Origin of the sequence: Pseudomonas sp. PB105 (genome assembly GCF_009764655.1) — a bacterium.
Taxonomy (GTDB): domain Bacteria; phylum Pseudomonadota; class Gammaproteobacteria; order Pseudomonadales; family Pseudomonadaceae; genus Aquipseudomonas; species Aquipseudomonas cyclaminis.
In genome coordinates this window covers 13,954-32,409 of sequence record NZ_RWIO01000050.1, presented here as the reverse complement: position 1 = coordinate 32,409, position 18,456 = coordinate 13,954, and the positions used below count along the sequence as shown (strand labels likewise).

Here is an 18,456-nt window from a genome sequence, read left to right as displayed (position 1 = left end):
TCAAAAGGCAGAAATGATCAGGATTAACAGCCTTCCCGACAACGCCTAAAGACTCTCAGGATCGCCAAAAAACATCTGAATCCGCGACCTAAGCCACCGCTCCCCCGGATCATTATCCTGCGAGCCGCGCCACGCCATGTGCAGTTCAAATGAACGCACCGGCAACGGTGGATCTTCGGAGCGCAAGCCGCCGGCCGATGTCAGCGCTTCGGCGGCATAATCCGGCACGGTGGCGAGGATATCGGTGCCCGCCAGCAAGGTACCCAGGCCGTTGAACTGCGGTACGGCCAGGACCACGTGGCGTTTGCGATCGAGCTTTTCCAACTCTTCATCGATAAACCCGCTCAAGTCCCCGGCAAATGACACCAGGGCATGGGGGCGGGCGCAGAAGTCGTCCAGGCTCAGGGCGCCGGGGACGCTGTCGGCACGCAGCAGTTTGGGCAGGCTGCGGCGCAATACTTTGCGCTTGGCGTTGGCCGGCAGGTCGGCGGTGTAGCTGACGCCGATGGAGATTTCGCCGGAAGCCAGCAGGCCTGGCATCAGGATGTAATTCACGCGACGCACCACCAGTACGATGCCTGGGGCTTCGGCGCGCAGGCGTTTGAGCAGTTGGGGCAGCAGGGCAAATTCAACATCGTCGGACAGGCCGATACGGAACACGGCGGTGCTGGTTGCCGGGTCGAACTCGGCGGCGCGGCTGACGGCGGTGGAAATCGAGTCCAGGGCCGGGGAGAGCAGGGCGAAGATTTCCACCGCACGGGCCGAGGGCTCCATGCTGCGGCCGGTGCGCACAAACAGCGGGTCGTCAAACAGCCCGCGCAGGCGTGACAATGCCGCACTGATGGCCGGCTGGCCGAGGAATAGCTTCTCGGCGGCGCGGGTCACACTGCGCTCGTGCATCAAGGTTTCGAATACGATCAAGAGGTTAAGGTCGACACGACGCAGGTCGTTACGGTTCATCTTGTGTCCTGGAAGAGTCAGCTGACTTGACGAGAGCGGCCACATACAAACGATGACCAGCATTAATCTTACGGGGAAAGGCTGGTACTCTGCACAGGATAATTGACTTTTCCTACGATGGTTGAGGTCTATTCCTTATACGTGGAATCAATGACAGGCATGTCGACTATTAATGGCGACCTGTGGTCTTACCCGCAAAGCCCAGATAAAGTTCATGGCATTAGAGGTTACTTTGACGAGGTTTGCGATGTCCCGCACGATCCGTTTTCACAAGTTTGGTCCGGCCGAGGTGCTCAAATGCGAAGAGCATGCAGCCGCGCAGCCCGCACCGGGCGAAGTGCAGGTGCGTGTCGAGGCGATTGGCATCAGTTGGTATGACATTTTGTGGCGCCAGAACCTGGCATCGTCCCATGCCCGTCTTCCATCAGGCCTGGGCCATGAGATGGCCGGTGTGGTTGTCGCCCTTGGCGAAGGCGTAGATGACTTGGCAGTGGGCGATAAAGTGGCCAGTTTTCCGGCCGAGAGCCCCAATGATTATCCGGTGTATGGCGAGCAGATCGTCTTGCCCCGTTCGGCCCTGACCCGCTACCCGGACGTCTTGAGCCCTATCGAAGCCAGCGTGCACTACACGCCGCTGTTGATTGCTTACTTTGCCTATATGGATCTGGCCCGGGTCAAACCGGGACAATTTGCGCTGGTCACCGACGCCAGTCACTGCGCCGGTCCGTCCTTTGTACAGCTGGGCAAGGCCTTGGGTGTGCGGGTGATTGCCGCGACCAAGGACAGCACCGAGCGTGACTACCTGTTGTCCCTTGGGGCAGAGAAGGTGATCGCCACCGAAGAGCAGGACCTGCTGATGCAAATCAACAAGTTCACCGACAACCGCGGCGTCGACGTGGTCTTCGATGGTTTGGGCGGCCCGCAGATGTCCTTGCTCGGCGACGTGCTGGCACCCCGAGGTAGCCTGGTGCTTTATGGCTTGCAGGGCGGAAACCAGACGCCGTTCCCAGCGTGCGCGGCGTTCCAGAAGAATATTCAGTTCTTCGTGCACTGCATCGGTAATTTCACCGGTAAACCGGAACTGGGCATCATCCAGGACCATGTGGCGTTACAGCGTGCATTGCGTGATATCAACCAATTGACCGCCGACCGCGTGCTGGTGCCGTTGAAAACCACGGTATTCCCGTTCAATCAGTTCGTGGAAGCCCACCGTTATATGGACGAATGCCCATGCCGCGAGCGTGTTGCGTTGCAGGTTGCGGCTGTTTGAGCTGTAGGAGTATTCGTAAATGAATGCTCCCGTGTCTGAGTGAAGGGGGCAAATGCGCCATTTGACAGGGCTTAACCCGCCCGCCCCGAAAGGTACCGACCTGGCACGTTAGCCCCTAAATCCTGCTGTTCCTCCCTGACGCCGCCCTGAATCCCAGCGCGGCGTCTTTGTGTGCGCGACATTTACGTGCCAACGGTCGCTCATCTGCACTGGTTTTCGGCCAGCTTCTGTATCTATTAATCATTATTACAACGCTGATAATTGCGCCTTCACTTTCATCTCAAGGATTGAGCAATGATTGAATCAAGTAGTTATTTGAACGATGAGTGCGGCGAACACGCGAACTCCGCAAGGCAGGTACTTTCATACAAGCTGCCGGCTTGCACAAAAAGAAAGTTGCTTGAGTCTGGTTTGTCGGACACTTCTTTAAAAGGTTGGTTAAAAATGCGTAGGAGCTTGTCGGAAGAGTCCTAAGGGTGCGCTTTTATCAAGATAACCCCTTTAAATTCATTGGGTTGCATGGTCTCAGTGTTGAGGTGAGCACCCAAGGAGATCCATGTCGTTTTGTTGCGCGGTGCTAGTGTTTATCCATCGACGCACAACGCGGTGCGCGATTTTCCTACACGCACAATAGGTCGGGCAGATACGGTCAGTAGTTGCTCGAAACTGATATTTCAACTCGGGTAGTAGAACTATGAGCACTATTCACGAACAAGCTATGAATCATGTTTATCAGCAAGTTCTGCAGCGTTTGATTGGGCATCTTAATCGCGCGAGCCGCACGGCTCTTCAATTACTGGTCCAACGGATCGTTGTGGCGGCAGGGGGCATGGAGCAGGTGGGGAATTTCAAGGTGCTGGTCGCCCACAGCGGGGGCGAAGTCAGCAGCTATACCCTGGCGTTACTGCGCGCGGCCCAATTGACCATTGCCGGCCGGGCGCCGCGCACCTTTGAACTGAGAGTCGCGACGTTGCGGCACGCGGGCATGACTGAGGGGCACCTCGAGACGATCAATCGCGGCTATGGTCGCTTGTTTCTGCATGACGATCCGCGCGTCGAGTTGCTGGTGGTGGAAAACCGGGAAGTACAGCCCTTCAATCACCACCGCCCCGCCTCGGCGGCCGGGCGTGAGGCCAGCCAACGCAATATGTTGATGATGGGCCACCTGAGCGCGGGCGACTGCCGCGCCACACTGTGTAACGACACTTACCTGGCTATGGGTGATTTCTACCAGCGGGTCACCACCTGCAATGGCGGCGTCCATGCACTGGTCAGTGGCGACTCCCCGCGCAAACAGCGTCAGTTTTTTGCCTGGCTCAAGAAAACCGCCCAGAACGCGGGCCTCGCCGTGCCAAATGGCTATCCATCCTCGCTCAACGCGTTGTTCGCGTGCATGGACGAGTGGAGCGATGGCTATTACCGGGATCTGTTCGGTGAGCATTATGTGGCGAGCGATAACCCGAGCAAGGCGGGGCATCGTCACTTGGCCTACATCGGCATCGCCGATCTACTGGAAGATGTCGACCTCATGTCGACAACCTTGTTGACCGAGTTCATGGCCTATACGCCGGACCCGCTGGGCTTTCACTTTAGCCATCCGGCTTATTCCAATCCGCTGCTGATGGCTCATCTGCGCGGACTGCAAGCCGAGAGCCTACGTGAGCTGGAGTATGAAGAAGGGGTGCAAGACTTTGTGCAGCAAGCCGCTTCTTACCTGCGCCGTCTGCGCATGCCCGACGATGTGCTCGCGGAGGTCGGGACCCGTGAAGGCCGCATTCTGTCGGCTACTTACTCACAACAGTTCTTTGGCCTGGATGAAACCCAACTGACCTGCCTGTTGTTCTCGCCGTTTCTTCATCACGGCGAGCGACTGGAAGGCTATTTGCGCCAATGCCATCCGGGCATGCTGGTGGCGCTGCCCGAGTTGCACAAAGTCCTTCAGGGCAAACCCTGCGCCGAGATGCTGCAACAGTGGGTAACGGACACCAGCGGATTGCCCCTGTGCTTGTTGCAGCACCTGTACGGCAAGCGGCCGCGGCTCAGTGTTAAACGCAGGCGTCCAGTCGCAAGGACCCATGGCGCCGCCCAGACTGTGCAATTGTCCGAGCGATGACGCCGCGCACGGAGCGTCAGGCGGACTTCGCGTATCAGGCGGTCTATCGCTACATGATCAGCCTGATCAACGAAGCCAGTACCGACACCCGGGTAAAATTGCCGTCATTGCGGCAGTTGGCCGTCCGCCTGAACGTGTCGATTTCAACGATCCAGTACGCCTACGCGCTGCTGGAGAAGGAGGGCAGGGTCTATTCAGTGGCCAAGTCGGGGTACTACGCTTGGCCAAAGTCGATAAACCCTTTGGCGTGGAGCGGCGGGGACCTGCTCGACCGCCTCTACGCGGCAGCCCGGCGCCCCGGCATGGTGGTGCTCAGTAGCGACGAGCCGGCGTTGCTTGGCTCCCTGGATGAAACATTGCTGAGGCTGGAGCGTGAGCTCGTGCGCCAGCATCCATCGCATCTGCAGCCGTGGTCCCAGCCTTGCGGTGTGTGGGAATTGCGGGCGGCGTTGGCGGCCCGGTATACCTCGTCGCCAACGCACTGCTGGCATGCTGACGACGTGTATATCGGTGCCGACCTGCGCGGCGTGCTCGACATTCTGATCGAAGTGCTGGGCCTGCGCGGCACCACCGTGATTGTGGAATCGCCCTGCGACTGGCTGATCCTGCGCCTGTTGCAGGACGCCGGGGTGCACATCATCGAACTTCCCTGGACGCCGGAGGGCGGCCTGGATCGCGCCGCACTGGAAAGGCTGCTGCGTGAAGAGGCGGTGCATCTGGTGTTGTTTTCCTCCACGGTCAGCCTGCCTTCTGGCGTGGCGATGTCGGTCGACGATCGCCTGGACGCGGCGCGGTTGCTGGGCCAGTACGGGTGCTGGTTGCTGGAAAACGATACGTTTGGTGAGCTGGGTTTCGGCGCGCCGCAGCCGGCACTGCGTGAAGAAGTGAACCCTGAGCGACTGATCGTGTTTTCTTCATTCGAGAACACACTTGGCTCGGAAGCGTCTTACGGTTATCTACTGTCCCGACGCATGAGCAATGAATTGCAGCGCCAGTTCCTGCTGCGCTCATTCCGCTTGTCGTCGATCCGCCAGCGTGCGATTGCGCGCCTGTACCAAAACGGACGGATTGATCAGCATCTCTGCACACTGCGCCAACAGCTGAGCGAGCAAGCAGCGCAGATGAGTCAGCGCCTGCTGCATTACTTGGGCGACCAGGTGACCTGCCGCATGCCGAACGCAGGCGCCGCCTGCTGGCTGCAGTCCACCCGTGCAGTGGACATGCGCCAGGTGTTCCAGCGTTTGCTGGCGCAGCAAGTGGTCATTGCACCCGGCGAGCTGTTCAGTGTCAGCGGGTTGCATCATCAGAACTTGCGCTTGAGCCATGCTTTTCGTGGGCAAGCCAGCCTGGATGTTGCCCTGGCAGCGTTGAGTGAAGCGCTGCGGCAGGCGCAGACTGCGTGAAGTTTCTCTGACGGTTGTAGGATCTATACCGTCGCACCGTAGTCCAACACTTAGTAAACTGCGATTTTTCCATATCCTTCTTTCCGAGGTTCATGCATGACAATCAGTCCTTTTGCGGGCAAACCGGCGCCAGCCCAATTGCTGGTGGATATCCCGCGACTGGTGACGGCCTATTACACCGGCCAGCCTGATGCAGCGATCTCCACCCAGCGCGTGGCCTTTGGTACTTCCGGCCACCGTGGCAGCTCCTTCGAGCTGAGCTTCAACGAATGGCACGTCCTCGCCATCAGCCAGGCCATCTGCCTGTACCGTGAAGCCCAGGGCATCAACGGCCCACTGTTTGTCGGCCTGGACACCCACGCCCTGTCGACCCCAGCCGGCGCCAGCGCCCTGGAAGTGTTGGCGGCCAACGGCGTTCACGTGATGCTGGCTGAAGGCGACGAATACACGCCGACCCCGGCGATCTCCCACGCCATCATCTGCTACAACCGCGGCCGTACCAGCGGCCTGGCTGACGGTATTGTCATCACGCCGTCCCACAACCCGCCGCAAAGTGGCGGCTACAAGTACAACCCACCCAACGGCGGCCCGGCCGATACCCACGTGACCAAGTGGATCGAAGCCAAAGCCAATGAGTTGCTCGCCAATAAACTGGCCGGGGTCAAACGCATCACCCACGCCCAGGCACTCAAGGCCGACACCACCCATCGCCACGACTACCTCAACAGCTACGTGGCCGACCTGATCAACGTGATCGACATGGACGCCATCCGCAGCGCTGATCTGCGCCTGGGCGTTGACCCATTGGGTGGAGCAGGGGTGCGCTACTGGTCGGCGATTGCCGAGCACTACCGGTTGAATCTGGACGTGGTGAACACTGAAGTCGATGCCACCTTCCGCTTCATGAGCGTCGACTGGGATGGACAGATCCGCATGGACCCGTCTTCCAGCTACGCCATGCAGGGCTTGATCGGGCTCAAGGAGCGTTTCGACGTGGCCTTCGCCTGCGATCCGGACCACGACCGTCACGGTATCGTTACCCCGTCTGGTGGCCTGTTGGCGCCGAACAACTACCTGGCGGTGTCCATCGACTACCTGTTCCAGAACCGTCCCGACTGGCGCACCGATGCGGCCGTGGGCAAGACCGTGGTCAGCAGCGGGTTGATTGATCGCGTGGCGGCGCGCATTGGCCGCCGCCTGTACGAAGTGCCAGTAGGCTTCAAGTGGTTTGCCGATGGTTTGTTCGAGGGTTCGCTGGGTTTCGGCGGTGAAGAAAGCGCGGGTGCGTCATTCCTGCGCAAAGACGGTACCGTATGGAGCACCGACAAAGACGGTCTGATCCCGGCGCTGCTCGCCGCAGAAATGACCTCGCGCAAAGGCCAGGACCCGAGCCAGATCTACCGTGGCCTGACTGATGCGCTGGGTGAGCCGTTCGCTATTCGTGTGGATGCCAAAGCCACCCCGGCGCAGAAGGCGTTGTTGGGCAAACTGTCGCCGGAGCAGGTGACCTCTACCCAACTGGCAGGGGAAAGCATCCAGCAGATCCTCAGCCATGCGCCGGGTAACAATCAGGCCATTGGCGGCCTGAAGGTGATGACCGAAAACGGCTGGTTCGCCGCACGGCCATCGGGCACCGAAGACATCTACAAGATCTACGCCGAGAGCTTTATTGGCGAAGATCACCTCAAGCAACTGGTTGAAGAGGCCCAGGTCCTGGTGGACGGCGCCATTTCGCAGTAACCCCGCAACCCCCGTAGCAGCTGCCGAGCGCAAGCGAGGCTGCGTTGGGCGCCCCGCAGATCGCGGGGTGTCAATACGTCCGCCACGCAGCCTCGCCAAGGCTCGACAGCTACGACCCGAAACTTGCGATTGCCCATCTACGTGGGCTACTCCGACATCAGGCGAGGTCAACCAACACGATCTCGCTGTCTTCAACCGCCGTTACCCGCAGCACCTGCTCGTCCTCAACCGCAACACCGTCTCGCGCTTGCGCTCGCAAGCCATTGACTTCAATCACACCCTTGGCCGGCACCAGATAGGCACGGCGTCCAGTGTCCAGGCGGTACTCTGCCGTTTCCCCGGCTTTCAGGTTGGCTGCCACCAGGCGGGCATCAGCGCGGATGCGCAGGCTTTCGCTGTCTCCGCTTTTGCCGCTGGCCAGGGTCACAAACCCCTCACGCTCACCTTTCGGGAACGGCTTGGCGCCCCAGGACGGCGGCAAACCGGCTTCATTCGGGATAATCCAGATCTGGAAAATCCGGGTCGGCGTCGCTTCCAGGTTGTATTCGCTGTGGGCGATCCCGGTGCCTGCACTCATGACCTGCACGTCACCGGCTTCAGTCCGGCCCTTGTTGCCCAGGTTGTCGGCATGGCTGATGGCACCTTCGCGCACATAGGTGATGATTTCCATGTCACGGTGCGGATGCTGTGGAAAGCCCGTGCCTGGCGCGATGATGTCGTCGTTCCACACGCGAAGATTGCCCCAGTGCATACGCTTGGGGTCGTGGTACTCGGCGAACGAAAAATGGTGATGGGCGTCAAGCCAGCCATGGTGGGCGCCGCCCAGGGAGTTGAAAGGTCGAAGTTCCAGCATGATCGTCTCCTGTTGATGGCGCCTATGATCCAGCAGGGCATGATCGATAAAAAGCGTAAAAAATGCCTGATTCCTATCAGTGGAACCGATTGGTTAGTGGCGTTTTAACTTTCATTTCATCGCCTAACTGCATGACAACAAAGCAATTGGCTGGAACTGAGCGCCGATTCCGGCGACCATGGCGCCCTTGTCACCACCTAGCTCACCGCAGGAGTCCGCGTGCCGCAACACAAGCCTGATCTGCCTCCCGAACTGCGCCCGTTGGCGCAAATGCCCTTGCTCAAGCGCCTGGCCGCGCGCCTGTTCGGCCATGGGCTGACCCGATTGCGCGCACAGCACCGGTTTTCCTGGTTGCACGGGCAGGCTGACGGTTTTCGCAGTGGTCACGAAGCGGGTGTGGAATATGGTTATCGCGAAGGCAAGGCCGATGGCATCGAGGAGGGCCGCCAAGTCCTGCTGATCCGCGACTTTCGCCCCGATGAGCACCGTGCGCCCGGTATTGATGACAGTCTGTTCGATGATTGGCGCCTGCCCCTGACGGCGCACGTGAAGAAACGCATCAAGGCCGACGTCGCCCGCTTGCTGCCGGCCCATGCCCAGCCCAGTGTGGCGCAATGGAAGATGATTTTCAGCGACACGCCATCCACCTCCGTGATCGCCGGCGCCGGTGCAGGCAAGTCCACCTCGCTGGTCCTGCGCATCCTGCTGCTCACCCATTACCTGGGCTTTGAATTGAGCTCGATGACCGTGGTGACCTTCACCCGCGAATCGCGCAAAGACTTCATCAACAAGCTCATGGAGATTCTTGGACTGTGGGGGCAACCCCTTGACCTGAAAGAGGCTCAGGCGGTGGTGCGCACTTTTCACTCGCGCATCCTCCCGATGGTCCGCAGCCTGCCGGGGTTTGAGCGTCTGCAAGCGTTCGAGAACCTGAACGCGGGTGTCGAGGATGCTGACAGTAACCCGTTCGACCTGCGCATCAACGACGCCCAGCGTCAGCAGATGAATGCCTGCTACCACCGGCTACACGGCCAGCACCCGCGCTTTCGAGAGCTGATCGCGCCATTGGCCCGGCATGGCCTGCAGCTCAAGGAGCTGGAACGTGATCACCCGGATGTGCAAAAGCGCATGGCAGTGACCGAACTGGCAGCCAAACGCGATGAAGAGCTCTGCGACGTGATCGAAGACCTGTGGTTTCGCGCTGGTGCGTGGCCGATCAAGGGCATTGAATCCAATCGCCAGACTATCGAGATCAACGGCGCGCAGTTCCATTGCCATGGTTACATCCCCGAGCTGGACGCGTGGGTGGTGCTGGGATTCGATTCCCGGGAAAACGCCCAGCTCAGCCGGCCCAATGCCAAGCTGTCAGTGCGTGCGGAATGGGCGGTTAAGCGCACCCTGTTTCAAGCTTTCTGTCGTAAGCCATTGATTTGGATTGATAGTTACGAATCGTCCAGGCGCCTTTTAAGCAGTTTGGCGGGGGATGCCTGCGCGGGCCCTGGGTTTGATTACAAGGTCAAAGGCGAACTGGCGTCCGCGCCGTTGCTGGACAGTTTTGTCATGGCCGCCGGCTTTATCGAAAACCTTGGGTTGGACGTGCCGACGGCCGTGGGCAAGATGACCTTCGCCAAGGACGATCCTGACCGTTTCTTCTTCGAGGCCTTGAGCATTTTCTGGAAAGCCCTGGAAGATCATCTACTCGATCAGTCGCCGCCGATCATGACCTACAACCGCATGTTCTCGCTGTTCGGCGAAAACACCCCGGAAAACCTCAAGTTGCTCAGCGACCCACTGCTACGGCCGTTGTCGCACCTGATGATCGACGAGTTCCAGGATGTGTCGCCGCAGATCGTCTCGTGGATCCGCGCCAGCCTGCGGGAAATCCGCAGCCGTGGCCCGGCCATGCATGTGGGGCGCGGTGCCCAGTATTCTTCGTTGTTGTGCGTGGGCGATGATTGGCAATCGATTTACGGCTGGCGGGGCAGTTCGCCCAAGTATTTCATGGAGTTCGATCAGGAATTCCCGTCACCCAGCACTACCCGCGTGATGCTGGGCGAGAATTACCGCAGCCACCAACACATCATCGACGCTGCCGAGCACATCGTACGCGCCGCGCCGGCCATCCCTGGCAAGAAAGCCAAGGCCAGTGGCACGCCCAAGGCGTTGGAGCCAGTCAAGGTACTGGTGCGTGACGATGCGGCGCTGGGTCGCCAGTTGCTGGAGCACTATCAAAAGGGCGATTCAGTATTAATGCTGTATCGAAAAAGTAGCGATAAGCTACTGATTAAAGAGCATATTCAGTCAGTAGTTAATGTGGATTCTAGCTTGCCGGCTCAGTCACGCAGGTTGAAACAGCTGACCTATCACAGTGCTAAAGGCTTGCAGGCGGACGCCGTGTTTCTGCTGGGAGATTGCCAGCACCTGACCAGTTCGCCCTATAAGAACCAGGTCTATCGCATGGCTGGCCTGGGTAAGTCTGGCGACAGCGAACCCTATGACTCGGCGCAAAAGGACGAAGTGCTGCGCCTGGCGTACGTGGGCATCACCCGGGCCGTCAGCCATTGCTACTGGTATGTGGAAAAGCCCGAAGGCCAGGCAGTGAATATGCCTAAGGCCTCGGAGCGTGTAGACGGGAAGAAGGCGTTTTTTGACGATCAGCGCAGCTAAAGGCTGATCGATCACGCCCGAAGGGATAAAGGCGGCACAAACGACTCCAACTCATCTTCCACCGCCTCGATAATCCGCTCCACGTCGGCGGCATTCATTACCGTGGCACAGGGAATGCCGGCGATGGCAATCAGCGTTTCGCCGCTGGCACGGTCGAAGAGGCGCACGATCATGCTGCCGGGCGCGTCCATGCTGCCCTCGAAGCCCATCGGATGAAAATGCCAGCGCATCAGCTGGCAGGCGTTGGGGAACGTCACTTTATTCATGTTGCCCACCTTGTTCATTGAGCGCTTCCTTTAGCTCGCGGCAGGGGGCCATGACCGTCACTGGTCTTGGCAGGGTTGGTTTCAAAAATAGCATTCGTTCTCAACCGGAGGTGACTTTTTTCGCCCCGTTCGGCGGTTGTTTTCCTAAAGGTTGACGTGGGTCAGGTCCTACTGAAACCTGGGCAAATAGCCATTAGTCAAAAGTGCGCCTGGCCATTGAACGCACCAGCGAATTTCGGCAATCTCCACGGTCTACCCCGCCGCAGAGCCGAACATGCCTGACATCGCCCCTGACGATGATTGCCTGCACACCCAAGCCACGGGTGACTTGGTGTTACGTCATCACCTGTGCTGGCGCCATCGTGACTTGGACGGGGTGATGTCCTACTACCACCCGGATATCCAATACCACGACTTTTTTCAGAACCGCGTAGTCGGTTACGCCGAGCTGCGCGACTACCTGCAAGCCAGCATGCCCCGCCAGGCTGACGAAGCGATTGAACACACCGACCGCATCCGCGCCGACGGTGATACCGCCTTTATCCAGTACCGCATCACCCTGCGTGGCGGCCAGGGGCTGGTGTCATTCCGTACCAGCGAGGCCATCACCGTGCGCGACGGGCTGATCTGGCGCGTCAATGAATACGCCTCATTGGTGCACGAACAACCGTCCCAGGCCCAGCGCCCCAGCGTCAGCCGCCTGGGCCTGTCCCCCCAGCAACTGGGGCATATGGCCAATGACTTGCAGCAGTATTTCGAACGCAAGCAAGCGTATCTGGACCCGGACCTGGACCTGCAGCGGGTCGCCAAGGAGTGCGGATACAGCCGTAATCAGATTTCTTACCTGCTCAATCAAGTACTCGGGCAAAGCTTCTACCGCTACGTCAACCAGGCGCGGCTGCAGCATTTGCTCGCCGCGCTGGACAAGGCGCAGCCGCCGATCAAGGTCGACGACCTGGCCTTTGCCGCCGGTTTCAATTCGCTGTCGGCGTTCTACAGCGCCTTCCGCCAGCACACCGGCCAATCGCCCAAGGCCTACGTCAAACAAATTTCCCTGCGTGCACGCGCGCAAGACAGCGAATAACCGCCGGCTCTAGGATCACCCCATCGAAACGTGGGTGGGGAGCTTGGCATGCCGGCATGGCGCAACATCAGTTTATGGATGGACCAACTGGACGACCCGCTGGTGGCGCGGCCGTCCCTGGAACACGACCTGGACGTCGATGTGGCCATTATCGGCGCCGGCTACACCGGGCTCTGGACCGCCTACTACCTGAAACGCCATGCCCCTGAGCTGAAAATCGCGATCATCGAGGGGCAAACCGCCGGCTTCGGTGCATCGGGCCGCAACGGTGGCTGGCTGATGGGCAACCTGCTGGGCGAAGACCGCCTGCTGGCCGGCCTGGCACCTGAACAACGCCGCGCCTCCTTCGACCTGCTGCACGGCATTCCCGATGAAGTGGCCCAGGTCCTGGCCCGCGAAGGCATCGACTGCGACTACCGCAAGGGCGGCGCCCTTTACTGCGCGGCACGCTACCCCGAGCAGGAGGCCAGCCTGCGGGCCTACCTGGACAAGCTCTACGCCCAAGGCCTCAGCGAAGCCGATTACCGCTGGCTGAGCCCGCGGCAGTTGGCGGAGCAGATCCGCATCGCCAAACCCTATGGCGGTATCTATGCACCCCACGTCGCGACGATCCACCCGGCCAAGCTGGTGCGCGGCCTGGCGCGAGCCGTGGAGCGCCTGGGCGTGACGATTTACGAACGAAGTCCGGTCACCCAGTGGCAGTCCGGCAGCCTGCGCACCACGACGGCCAGCGTGCGCGCCGGCTGGGTAGTGCCCGCCGTCGAGGGTTACGCGAACACCTTGCCGCCCTTGGGCCGCTACCAGTTGCCGGTGCAGAGTTTGATCGTCGCCACTGAGTCACTGCCCGCCAGCACCTGGGACGAAATTGGCCTGCGCCACGGCCAGGCCTTTGGCGAAAGCAGCCGCCAAGTCACCTATGGCCAGCGCACGGCGGATAACCGACTGGTGTTCGGTGCCCGCGGCGGTTACCAGTTCGCCGGCAGGTTGCGCCACAACTTCGATCTGACTGACAGCGAAGTGGAGCTGCGTCGCTACCTGTTCGGCGAACTCTTCCCACAGCTCAAGAACGTGCGGATTACCCATTCCTGGGGCGGCAACCTTGGTATGTCGCGTAATTTCCGACCGCACATGCTCTGTGACCACAACACCGGCATCGCGCTGTCCGGCGGGTACGGCGGGGAGGGCGTGGGTGCCACCAATTTGGGGGGGCGCACGCTGGCGGATTTGATCCTCGGCCGCGACATGCCCCTGACCCATCAACCCTGGGTGATCCGCGAGCGCGGTCTTGACGCGCTCAAGGCCTGGGAACCCGAACCGTGCCGCTGGCTGGGTTACAACGCGATCATTCGTAGTTTTGTCCATGAAGACCAGGTGTTGGCCAACCCCAACACCGCCCCTTGGCGCCGCAAGCTGGCGACCGGCGTGGCCGGGTTCATGGAAGGGTTCATGCACTGAGTCGTTTCACTTACACGGGAAAACCCCATGAGCATCACGCAATTCAAAGACACGCTGAATGCCCACCTGCCGGATTCATCACCCGTGGCCGTGCCCTTGGGCGAGCCGATTGCGGTGGCCTCTACCTTGAGCGTAGAGCGCAGCGATGGCGTCGAAACCGGCATCTGGGCCTGCACCCCAGGCCGCTGGCGTCGGCAGATCAAATCCCAGGAGTTTTGCCACTTTATCCAGGGCCGCTGCACCTTCACCCCCGACAGCGGTGAAACCGTCCACATACAAGCCGGCGACGCACTGATGTTGCCGGCCAACAGCACCGGAATCTGGGATATCCAGGAAACCGTGCGCAAGACCTACGTACTGATTCTGTAACGCTTTGATCCTTGATCGCCTGCCATAAAAACAGCCCTAAAACCGCCAGGAAATCGAACCATGAAAGCCATTGCCCTGTTGCCCTTGATGTTGGTGGCCTCTATCAGCCAGGCCGCCGAGACGGTGAAGATCTACAACTGGTCGAGCTACATTGCGCCAGACACCACGAAGAACTTCCAGAAGCAGACCGGGATCGGTTTCAGCTACGACGTGTACGACAGCAACGAAACCCTCGACGGCAAGCTGATGACTGGCAACTCCGGTTATGACGTGGTGTTTCCGTCCAACCACTTCATGGCCCGGCAGATCCAGGGCGGCGCCTTGAAGAAGCTCGACAAGAGCCAGTTGCCCAACTGGAAAAACCTCAACCCGGTGCTGCTCAAGGCATTGGAGAACAACGATCCGGGCAATGCCCATGGCTTCCCGTATCTGTGGGGCAGCACCGGCATCGGCTACAACATCGACAGGGTCAAGGCCGTGCTGGGGGATAACGCTCCGGTGGACTCCTGGGACTTGATCTTCAAGCCCGAGTACATGGAAAAACTCAGCAAGTGCGGGGTGGCCATCCTCGATAATGGCCCGGAACTGTTGCCCATCGCCCTCAATTACCTGGGGCTGGCGCCTCACAGCAAGAACCCGGAGGACTACAAAAAGGCGGAAGCCTTGCTGATGAAAGTGCGCCCTTACGTGGCGTACTTCCATTCCTCGAAATACACCGGCGACCTGGCCAATGGCGATATCTGCGTGGCCGTCGGCTTCTCCGGCGATGTGCTGCAGGCCGAAAGCCGCGCCAAGGAAGCCAAGAACGGCGTGAAGATCGGGTATCAGATCCCCAAGGAAGGCGCCGCGATCTGGTTCGACATGGTGGCCATGCCTGCCGATGCCCCGGATGAAAAGGCCGGCTACGCGTTCATGAACTACCTGCTGGAACCCCAGGTGATGGCGGACATTACCAACTCGGTGCATTACGCCAACGGCAACAGCGCGGCGGACAGCCTGGTGGATCCAGAGATCAAGGGCGACACCAAGATCTATCCAAGCGAGGCCATGATGGGCAAGTTGTTCGCACTGGAAGCGATGCCGCTGAATATCGACCGGATTCGCACGCGGGTCTGGAACACCATTCGTATGGGCCGCTAATCGGTAACATTTCGTCGCCCAATGGGCGCTCTGTTTAGACGTTGTTGTCTGTAGCTTCCTTGCCTCCTTTCAATAAAGCGGGGCAAGGAATGCTCATATCAAACAAGTCAGGACGGTTGCGTACAGGGCGGGTTTCACAGGTGGGCGGGGTGTATTTGCTCACCGCTGTGGTCAATCGACGAGAACCGATCTTTGATGATTGGCGGCTTGGACGGCTGGTTGTCAGGCAGTTTCGCGACGCGCATGAAGATGAGTGGGTTGATTCCCTGGCATTCGTCGTGATGCCAGACCACCTGCATTGGTTGGTTCAACTGCGGGACAAGACCTTGGCAGAAGTGATGTGCCGGCTTAAATCGCGCAGCAGCCTGGCGGTCAACCGGGCTCTGGGTCGAAAAGGGCGGCTATGGCAGAAGGGCTATCATGATCGTGGCGTGCGGCGAGAGGAGGATTTGAAAGACTTCGCGCGTTACGTGGTGTTGAACCCCCTGCGCGCGGGGTTGGTAAAGCGTATTCACGATTATCCGCTTTGGGATGTTTGGTGGTTGTAGATCCGTCACGCAGCCTCGCCAAGGCCGTAGATACCGTCTTGACGCTCACCGGGCAACCCCCAAGGTTTGGGTCGTAGCAGCTGCCGAGCGCAAGCGAGGCTGCGTTGAGGGGCCCGCAGATCGCGGGGTGTCAATACGTCCGCCACGCAGCCTCGCTTGCGCTCGGCAGCTGCTACGAGGGTTTTTGTGGTGCTGGATAAGACGGTATCTACGCCGCCGCCGATCTCATTGAGCATCTACGGGTTCTCCAGATCATGTCCCAGCGACTGGATAAATAGCGAAAACAGCTCCGGCTGTGACGAGATATCGAGCTTGGCGTACAAATGCCGACGGTGCACTTTCACTGTGTCTGGCGAGATGTTCAGGCGTTCAGCCATGGCCTTGGAGGAAAAACCGCGCAATACCAGGCGGGCGATTTCCAGCTCGCGGTCCGAAAGCACGCCGCAACCGAACTGGCTCAAGGCATCCCTGATCTGGCTGTCCATGGCCGGTGCGCGCTGAGTACTTTGCTGCCAATGCTGCTGCATCAACGGCAGTACCCAGGCCGCCATCATCGTCATCAGCCCGGTCTCATCGGCACTGAACCGCCGCTGCATGCCCAACGACAGCGACAACGTCCCCGCACCGGGCAGTTGCAGGATGAATTGCACCTCATCTTCCAGCACGTTGTCGTGGAAGTAGTTGAGGAAGTACTCACTCTGACGGAAATGGTCCGGTGCCACTTCCTCCAGGCGATAAACACCGCTGGCATAACCTTCGCGGCACGCCTGGAAAAACGGATCGAGCAAGTACAGGCCATTGAGGTACGTCAGCATCGACGCCGGTTTGCTGCTGGGCTGGGCGTCGTATTCTTCCAAGGCCTGGGGCGCACCCTCCTGCGGGTAGAAAATCGCCAGGGCGTTATCGAAGGGCAGGCACTGGTGCAGCAACAGCACCAACTGTTTCCAGAAACGCTCGGTACCAATGTGCGCGACGGTGCGGCCCAGGCCAGCGTGCATGCCGACCTCACGAAACAGGCTCATATCACAGGCTCCCGCCAGCAAGAGATCGCCCAAGGGTTCGGCTTTTGCCGGATGCCGTCAAGGGGAGTACGCCAATAGGGGAATTGGCTGACAAGCCACCTGCGGATAACGTCTTCATCATTCAACGGGAAAAATATCCCGACACATACATCATTTTTCGTTTCTGCCTCACACCAAGAACAACGACAGAGGATAACGATATGAGCACTTCCCCCACGCCCGACGGCGTGTTGAAACCTACCCTGAGCGTCTTCGATGTAGTGGCCATCACCGTTTCCGCAGTGACGCCGGCCAGTTCCGTCTTTGTGATTGCGCCGTTTGCCATCCAGCAGGCGGGCAGTGGCGTGTTCCTGGCATTCGTGATGGCGGGCCTGCTCGCGCTGATGTTCGCGTTTTGCTACGCCGAACTGGGCCGCGCCCACAACAGCGCCGGTGGCGAATATGTGTACGCCAAGCGCGTGTTTGGCGGCATGGCCGGCTATGCGACCTTCCTTACCGTGCTGGTGATGTTGCTGTTTATCCCGCCGGTGTTGGCCACCGGGGCTGCGACGTATCTCAACAACGCCTTGGGCACGAAGTTTGATTCGCAAACCGTCGCCCTGGTGATCGTCGTGTGCAGTTACGCCCTGGGCATCCTCAATATCAAGCTCAATGCGTGGATCACCGGCACTTGTTTGCTGCTGGAAGTGGCGGCCTTGCTGGTGATCGTAGTGATCGGTTTTGGCAACCCGGTGCAGCCCGCGAGTGTGTTGTTCCAGCCGCAGATTGTCGAAAACGGCGTGCTGCACCTCGCGCCCTGGGCCTTGGTGATCGGCGCGGTGGGCATCGGTCTGTTTTCCTACAACGGCTACGGCCCGGCAGTGTTGCTGGCCGAAGACATGAAGTGCGGCGGCAAGGGCGTGCACAAGGCGGTGCTGTGGTCCCTGGGCCTGGTGGTGGTGATTGAGCTGGTGCCGATCACCGCGCTGTTGATCGGCGCGCCGTCCCTGAGCGAAATGATCAGCAGCCCCGACCCCATCGGCTACCTGCTCACCAGCCATGGCAATGAAACCCTGTCGCGCCTGGTCAGCGCCGGGATCTTCCTCTCAGTGTTCAACGCGATTGTCGCCATCGTGATCCAGATCGGCCGCGTGGTATTCAGCAGCGGGCGCGATGCGCTGTGGACGCCGACCATCAACAAACTGTTCACCCGCATTCACCCCCGCTGGGATTCGCCGTGGCTGGCTACGCTGTTCCTGGCGATCCCGTCGGCGTTGCTCAGCTTCAGTTCCAACCTGGCCGACCTCACCTCGTTCAGCGTGTTGCTGATTATCCTGGTGTACCTGGTGGTGGCGTTGAGCGCGTTGATGAGCCGGGTGTTGCTGCGCGATCGCGAGCACCCGTATCGCATGCCGCTGTGGCCGTTGCCGGCAGTGTTGGCGGTGATCGGTGCAGGTTACCTGCTGGCGACTTTGATCTATGCGGCATCGGTGCGCGACATCATGATCATCCTCGGCTTGCTGGCCCTGTCGGTGATTTTCTATTGCATCAGCGGCCGGTCGAGTCCGGTCTTTCAGAAATTGTAAG

At 59.8% G+C, this 18,456-nt stretch carries 15 protein-coding genes; 11 read left to right on the top strand and 4 right to left on the bottom strand.

What is annotated here, in order from left to right; genetic code table 11:
* Positions 1 to 45: 45 nt before the first annotated feature.
* Complete coding sequence (locus EJD88_RS13260; protein ID WP_158878168.1) at positions 46 to 960, bottom strand: LysR substrate-binding domain-containing protein; 915 nt, start codon at positions 958 to 960, stop codon at positions 46 to 48.
* A 247-nt stretch (positions 961 to 1,207) separates the two neighbouring features.
* Between EJD88_RS13260 and EJD88_RS13255 the strand changes: the two genes are divergently transcribed.
* The 4 genes from EJD88_RS13255 (at position 1,208) to pgm (ending at position 7,486) form a co-directional block, all read left to right on the top strand.
* A complete protein-coding gene (locus EJD88_RS13255; protein WP_158878167.1) occupies positions 1,208 to 2,230 on the top strand; it encodes a zinc-dependent alcohol dehydrogenase family protein in 1,023 nt (340 codons plus the stop codon).
* A 694-nt stretch (positions 2,231 to 2,924) separates the two neighbouring features.
* A complete protein-coding gene (locus EJD88_RS13250) occupies positions 2,925 to 4,343 on the top strand; it encodes a hypothetical protein (protein WP_256673632.1) in 1,419 nt (472 codons plus the stop codon).
* Positions 4,340 to 5,746 (top strand): PLP-dependent aminotransferase family protein, encoded by a 1,407-nt coding sequence (locus EJD88_RS13245; RefSeq protein ID WP_158878166.1) that lies wholly within the window; start codon positions 4,340 to 4,342, stop codon positions 5,744 to 5,746. Before EJD88_RS13250 ends, EJD88_RS13245 begins: the two co-directional genes overlap by 4 nt.
* A 96-nt stretch (positions 5,747 to 5,842) precedes the next feature.
* Positions 5,843 to 7,486 (top strand): phosphoglucomutase (alpha-D-glucose-1,6-bisphosphate-dependent), encoded by a 1,644-nt coding sequence (gene pgm / locus EJD88_RS13240; protein WP_112195207.1) that lies wholly within the window; start codon positions 5,843 to 5,845, stop codon positions 7,484 to 7,486.
* Positions 7,487 to 7,643: 157 nt separating this feature from the next.
* Here pgm and EJD88_RS13235 read toward each other — a convergent pair whose 3' ends face one another.
* Positions 7,644 to 8,339 carry a pirin family protein gene (locus tag EJD88_RS13235; RefSeq protein ID WP_112195208.1) on the bottom strand — a complete coding sequence of 232 codons (696 nt, stop codon included), beginning with the start codon at positions 8,337 to 8,339 and terminating at the stop codon, positions 7,644 to 7,646.
* A gap of 219 nt (positions 8,340 to 8,558) precedes the next feature.
* Between EJD88_RS13235 and EJD88_RS13230 the strand changes: the two genes are divergently transcribed.
* Entirely contained in the window at positions 8,559 to 11,006 is a 2,448-nt protein-coding gene (locus tag EJD88_RS13230) for a UvrD-helicase domain-containing protein (protein WP_158878165.1), read from the top strand.
* 11 nt (positions 11,007 to 11,017) lie between these two features.
* Here EJD88_RS13230 and EJD88_RS13225 read toward each other — a convergent pair whose 3' ends face one another.
* Positions 11,018 to 11,290: a DUF1652 domain-containing protein gene (locus tag EJD88_RS13225; protein ID WP_034135599.1), complete on the bottom strand. Its 273-nt coding sequence runs from the start codon at positions 11,288 to 11,290 to the stop codon at positions 11,018 to 11,020.
* Positions 11,291 to 11,546: 256 nt separating this feature from the next.
* Between EJD88_RS13225 and EJD88_RS13220 the strand changes: the two genes are divergently transcribed.
* The 5 genes from EJD88_RS13220 (at position 11,547) to EJD88_RS13200 (ending at position 15,868) form a co-directional block, all read left to right on the top strand.
* A complete protein-coding gene (locus EJD88_RS13220) occupies positions 11,547 to 12,356 on the top strand; it encodes an AraC family transcriptional regulator (RefSeq protein ID WP_099582876.1) in 810 nt (269 codons plus the stop codon).
* 48 nt (positions 12,357 to 12,404) lie between these two features.
* Positions 12,405 to 13,811: an FAD-binding oxidoreductase gene (locus tag EJD88_RS13215; protein ID WP_158878164.1), complete on the top strand. Its 1,407-nt coding sequence runs from the start codon at positions 12,405 to 12,407 to the stop codon at positions 13,809 to 13,811.
* Between the two features lie 27 nt (positions 13,812 to 13,838).
* The gene (locus EJD88_RS13210) at positions 13,839 to 14,180 is read left to right on the top strand and encodes a cupin domain-containing protein (RefSeq protein WP_150675374.1); all 342 of its coding nucleotides are present in this window, start codon (positions 13,839 to 13,841) and stop codon (positions 14,178 to 14,180) included.
* A 60-nt stretch (positions 14,181 to 14,240) separates the two neighbouring features.
* Positions 14,241 to 15,320 carry a polyamine ABC transporter substrate-binding protein gene (locus tag EJD88_RS13205; protein ID WP_158878163.1) on the top strand — a complete coding sequence of 360 codons (1,080 nt, stop codon included), beginning with the start codon at positions 14,241 to 14,243 and terminating at the stop codon, positions 15,318 to 15,320.
* A gap of 89 nt (positions 15,321 to 15,409) precedes the next feature.
* Positions 15,410 to 15,868 carry a transposase gene (locus EJD88_RS13200; protein ID WP_099582881.1) on the top strand — a complete coding sequence of 153 codons (459 nt, stop codon included), beginning with the start codon at positions 15,410 to 15,412 and terminating at the stop codon, positions 15,866 to 15,868.
* 236 nt (positions 15,869 to 16,104) lie between these two features.
* Here EJD88_RS13200 and EJD88_RS13195 read toward each other — a convergent pair whose 3' ends face one another.
* Complete coding sequence (locus EJD88_RS13195; protein ID WP_099582885.1) at positions 16,105 to 16,890, bottom strand: helix-turn-helix transcriptional regulator; 786 nt, start codon at positions 16,888 to 16,890, stop codon at positions 16,105 to 16,107.
* A 200-nt stretch (positions 16,891 to 17,090) separates the two neighbouring features.
* On the opposite strand from EJD88_RS13195, the gene EJD88_RS13190 reads away from it, so the two are divergent.
* Positions 17,091 to 18,455 carry an APC family permease gene (locus tag EJD88_RS13190; RefSeq protein WP_099582886.1) on the top strand — a complete coding sequence of 455 codons (1,365 nt, stop codon included), beginning with the start codon at positions 17,091 to 17,093 and terminating at the stop codon, positions 18,453 to 18,455.
* The last annotated feature ends 1 nt before the right edge of the window (position 18,456 follow it).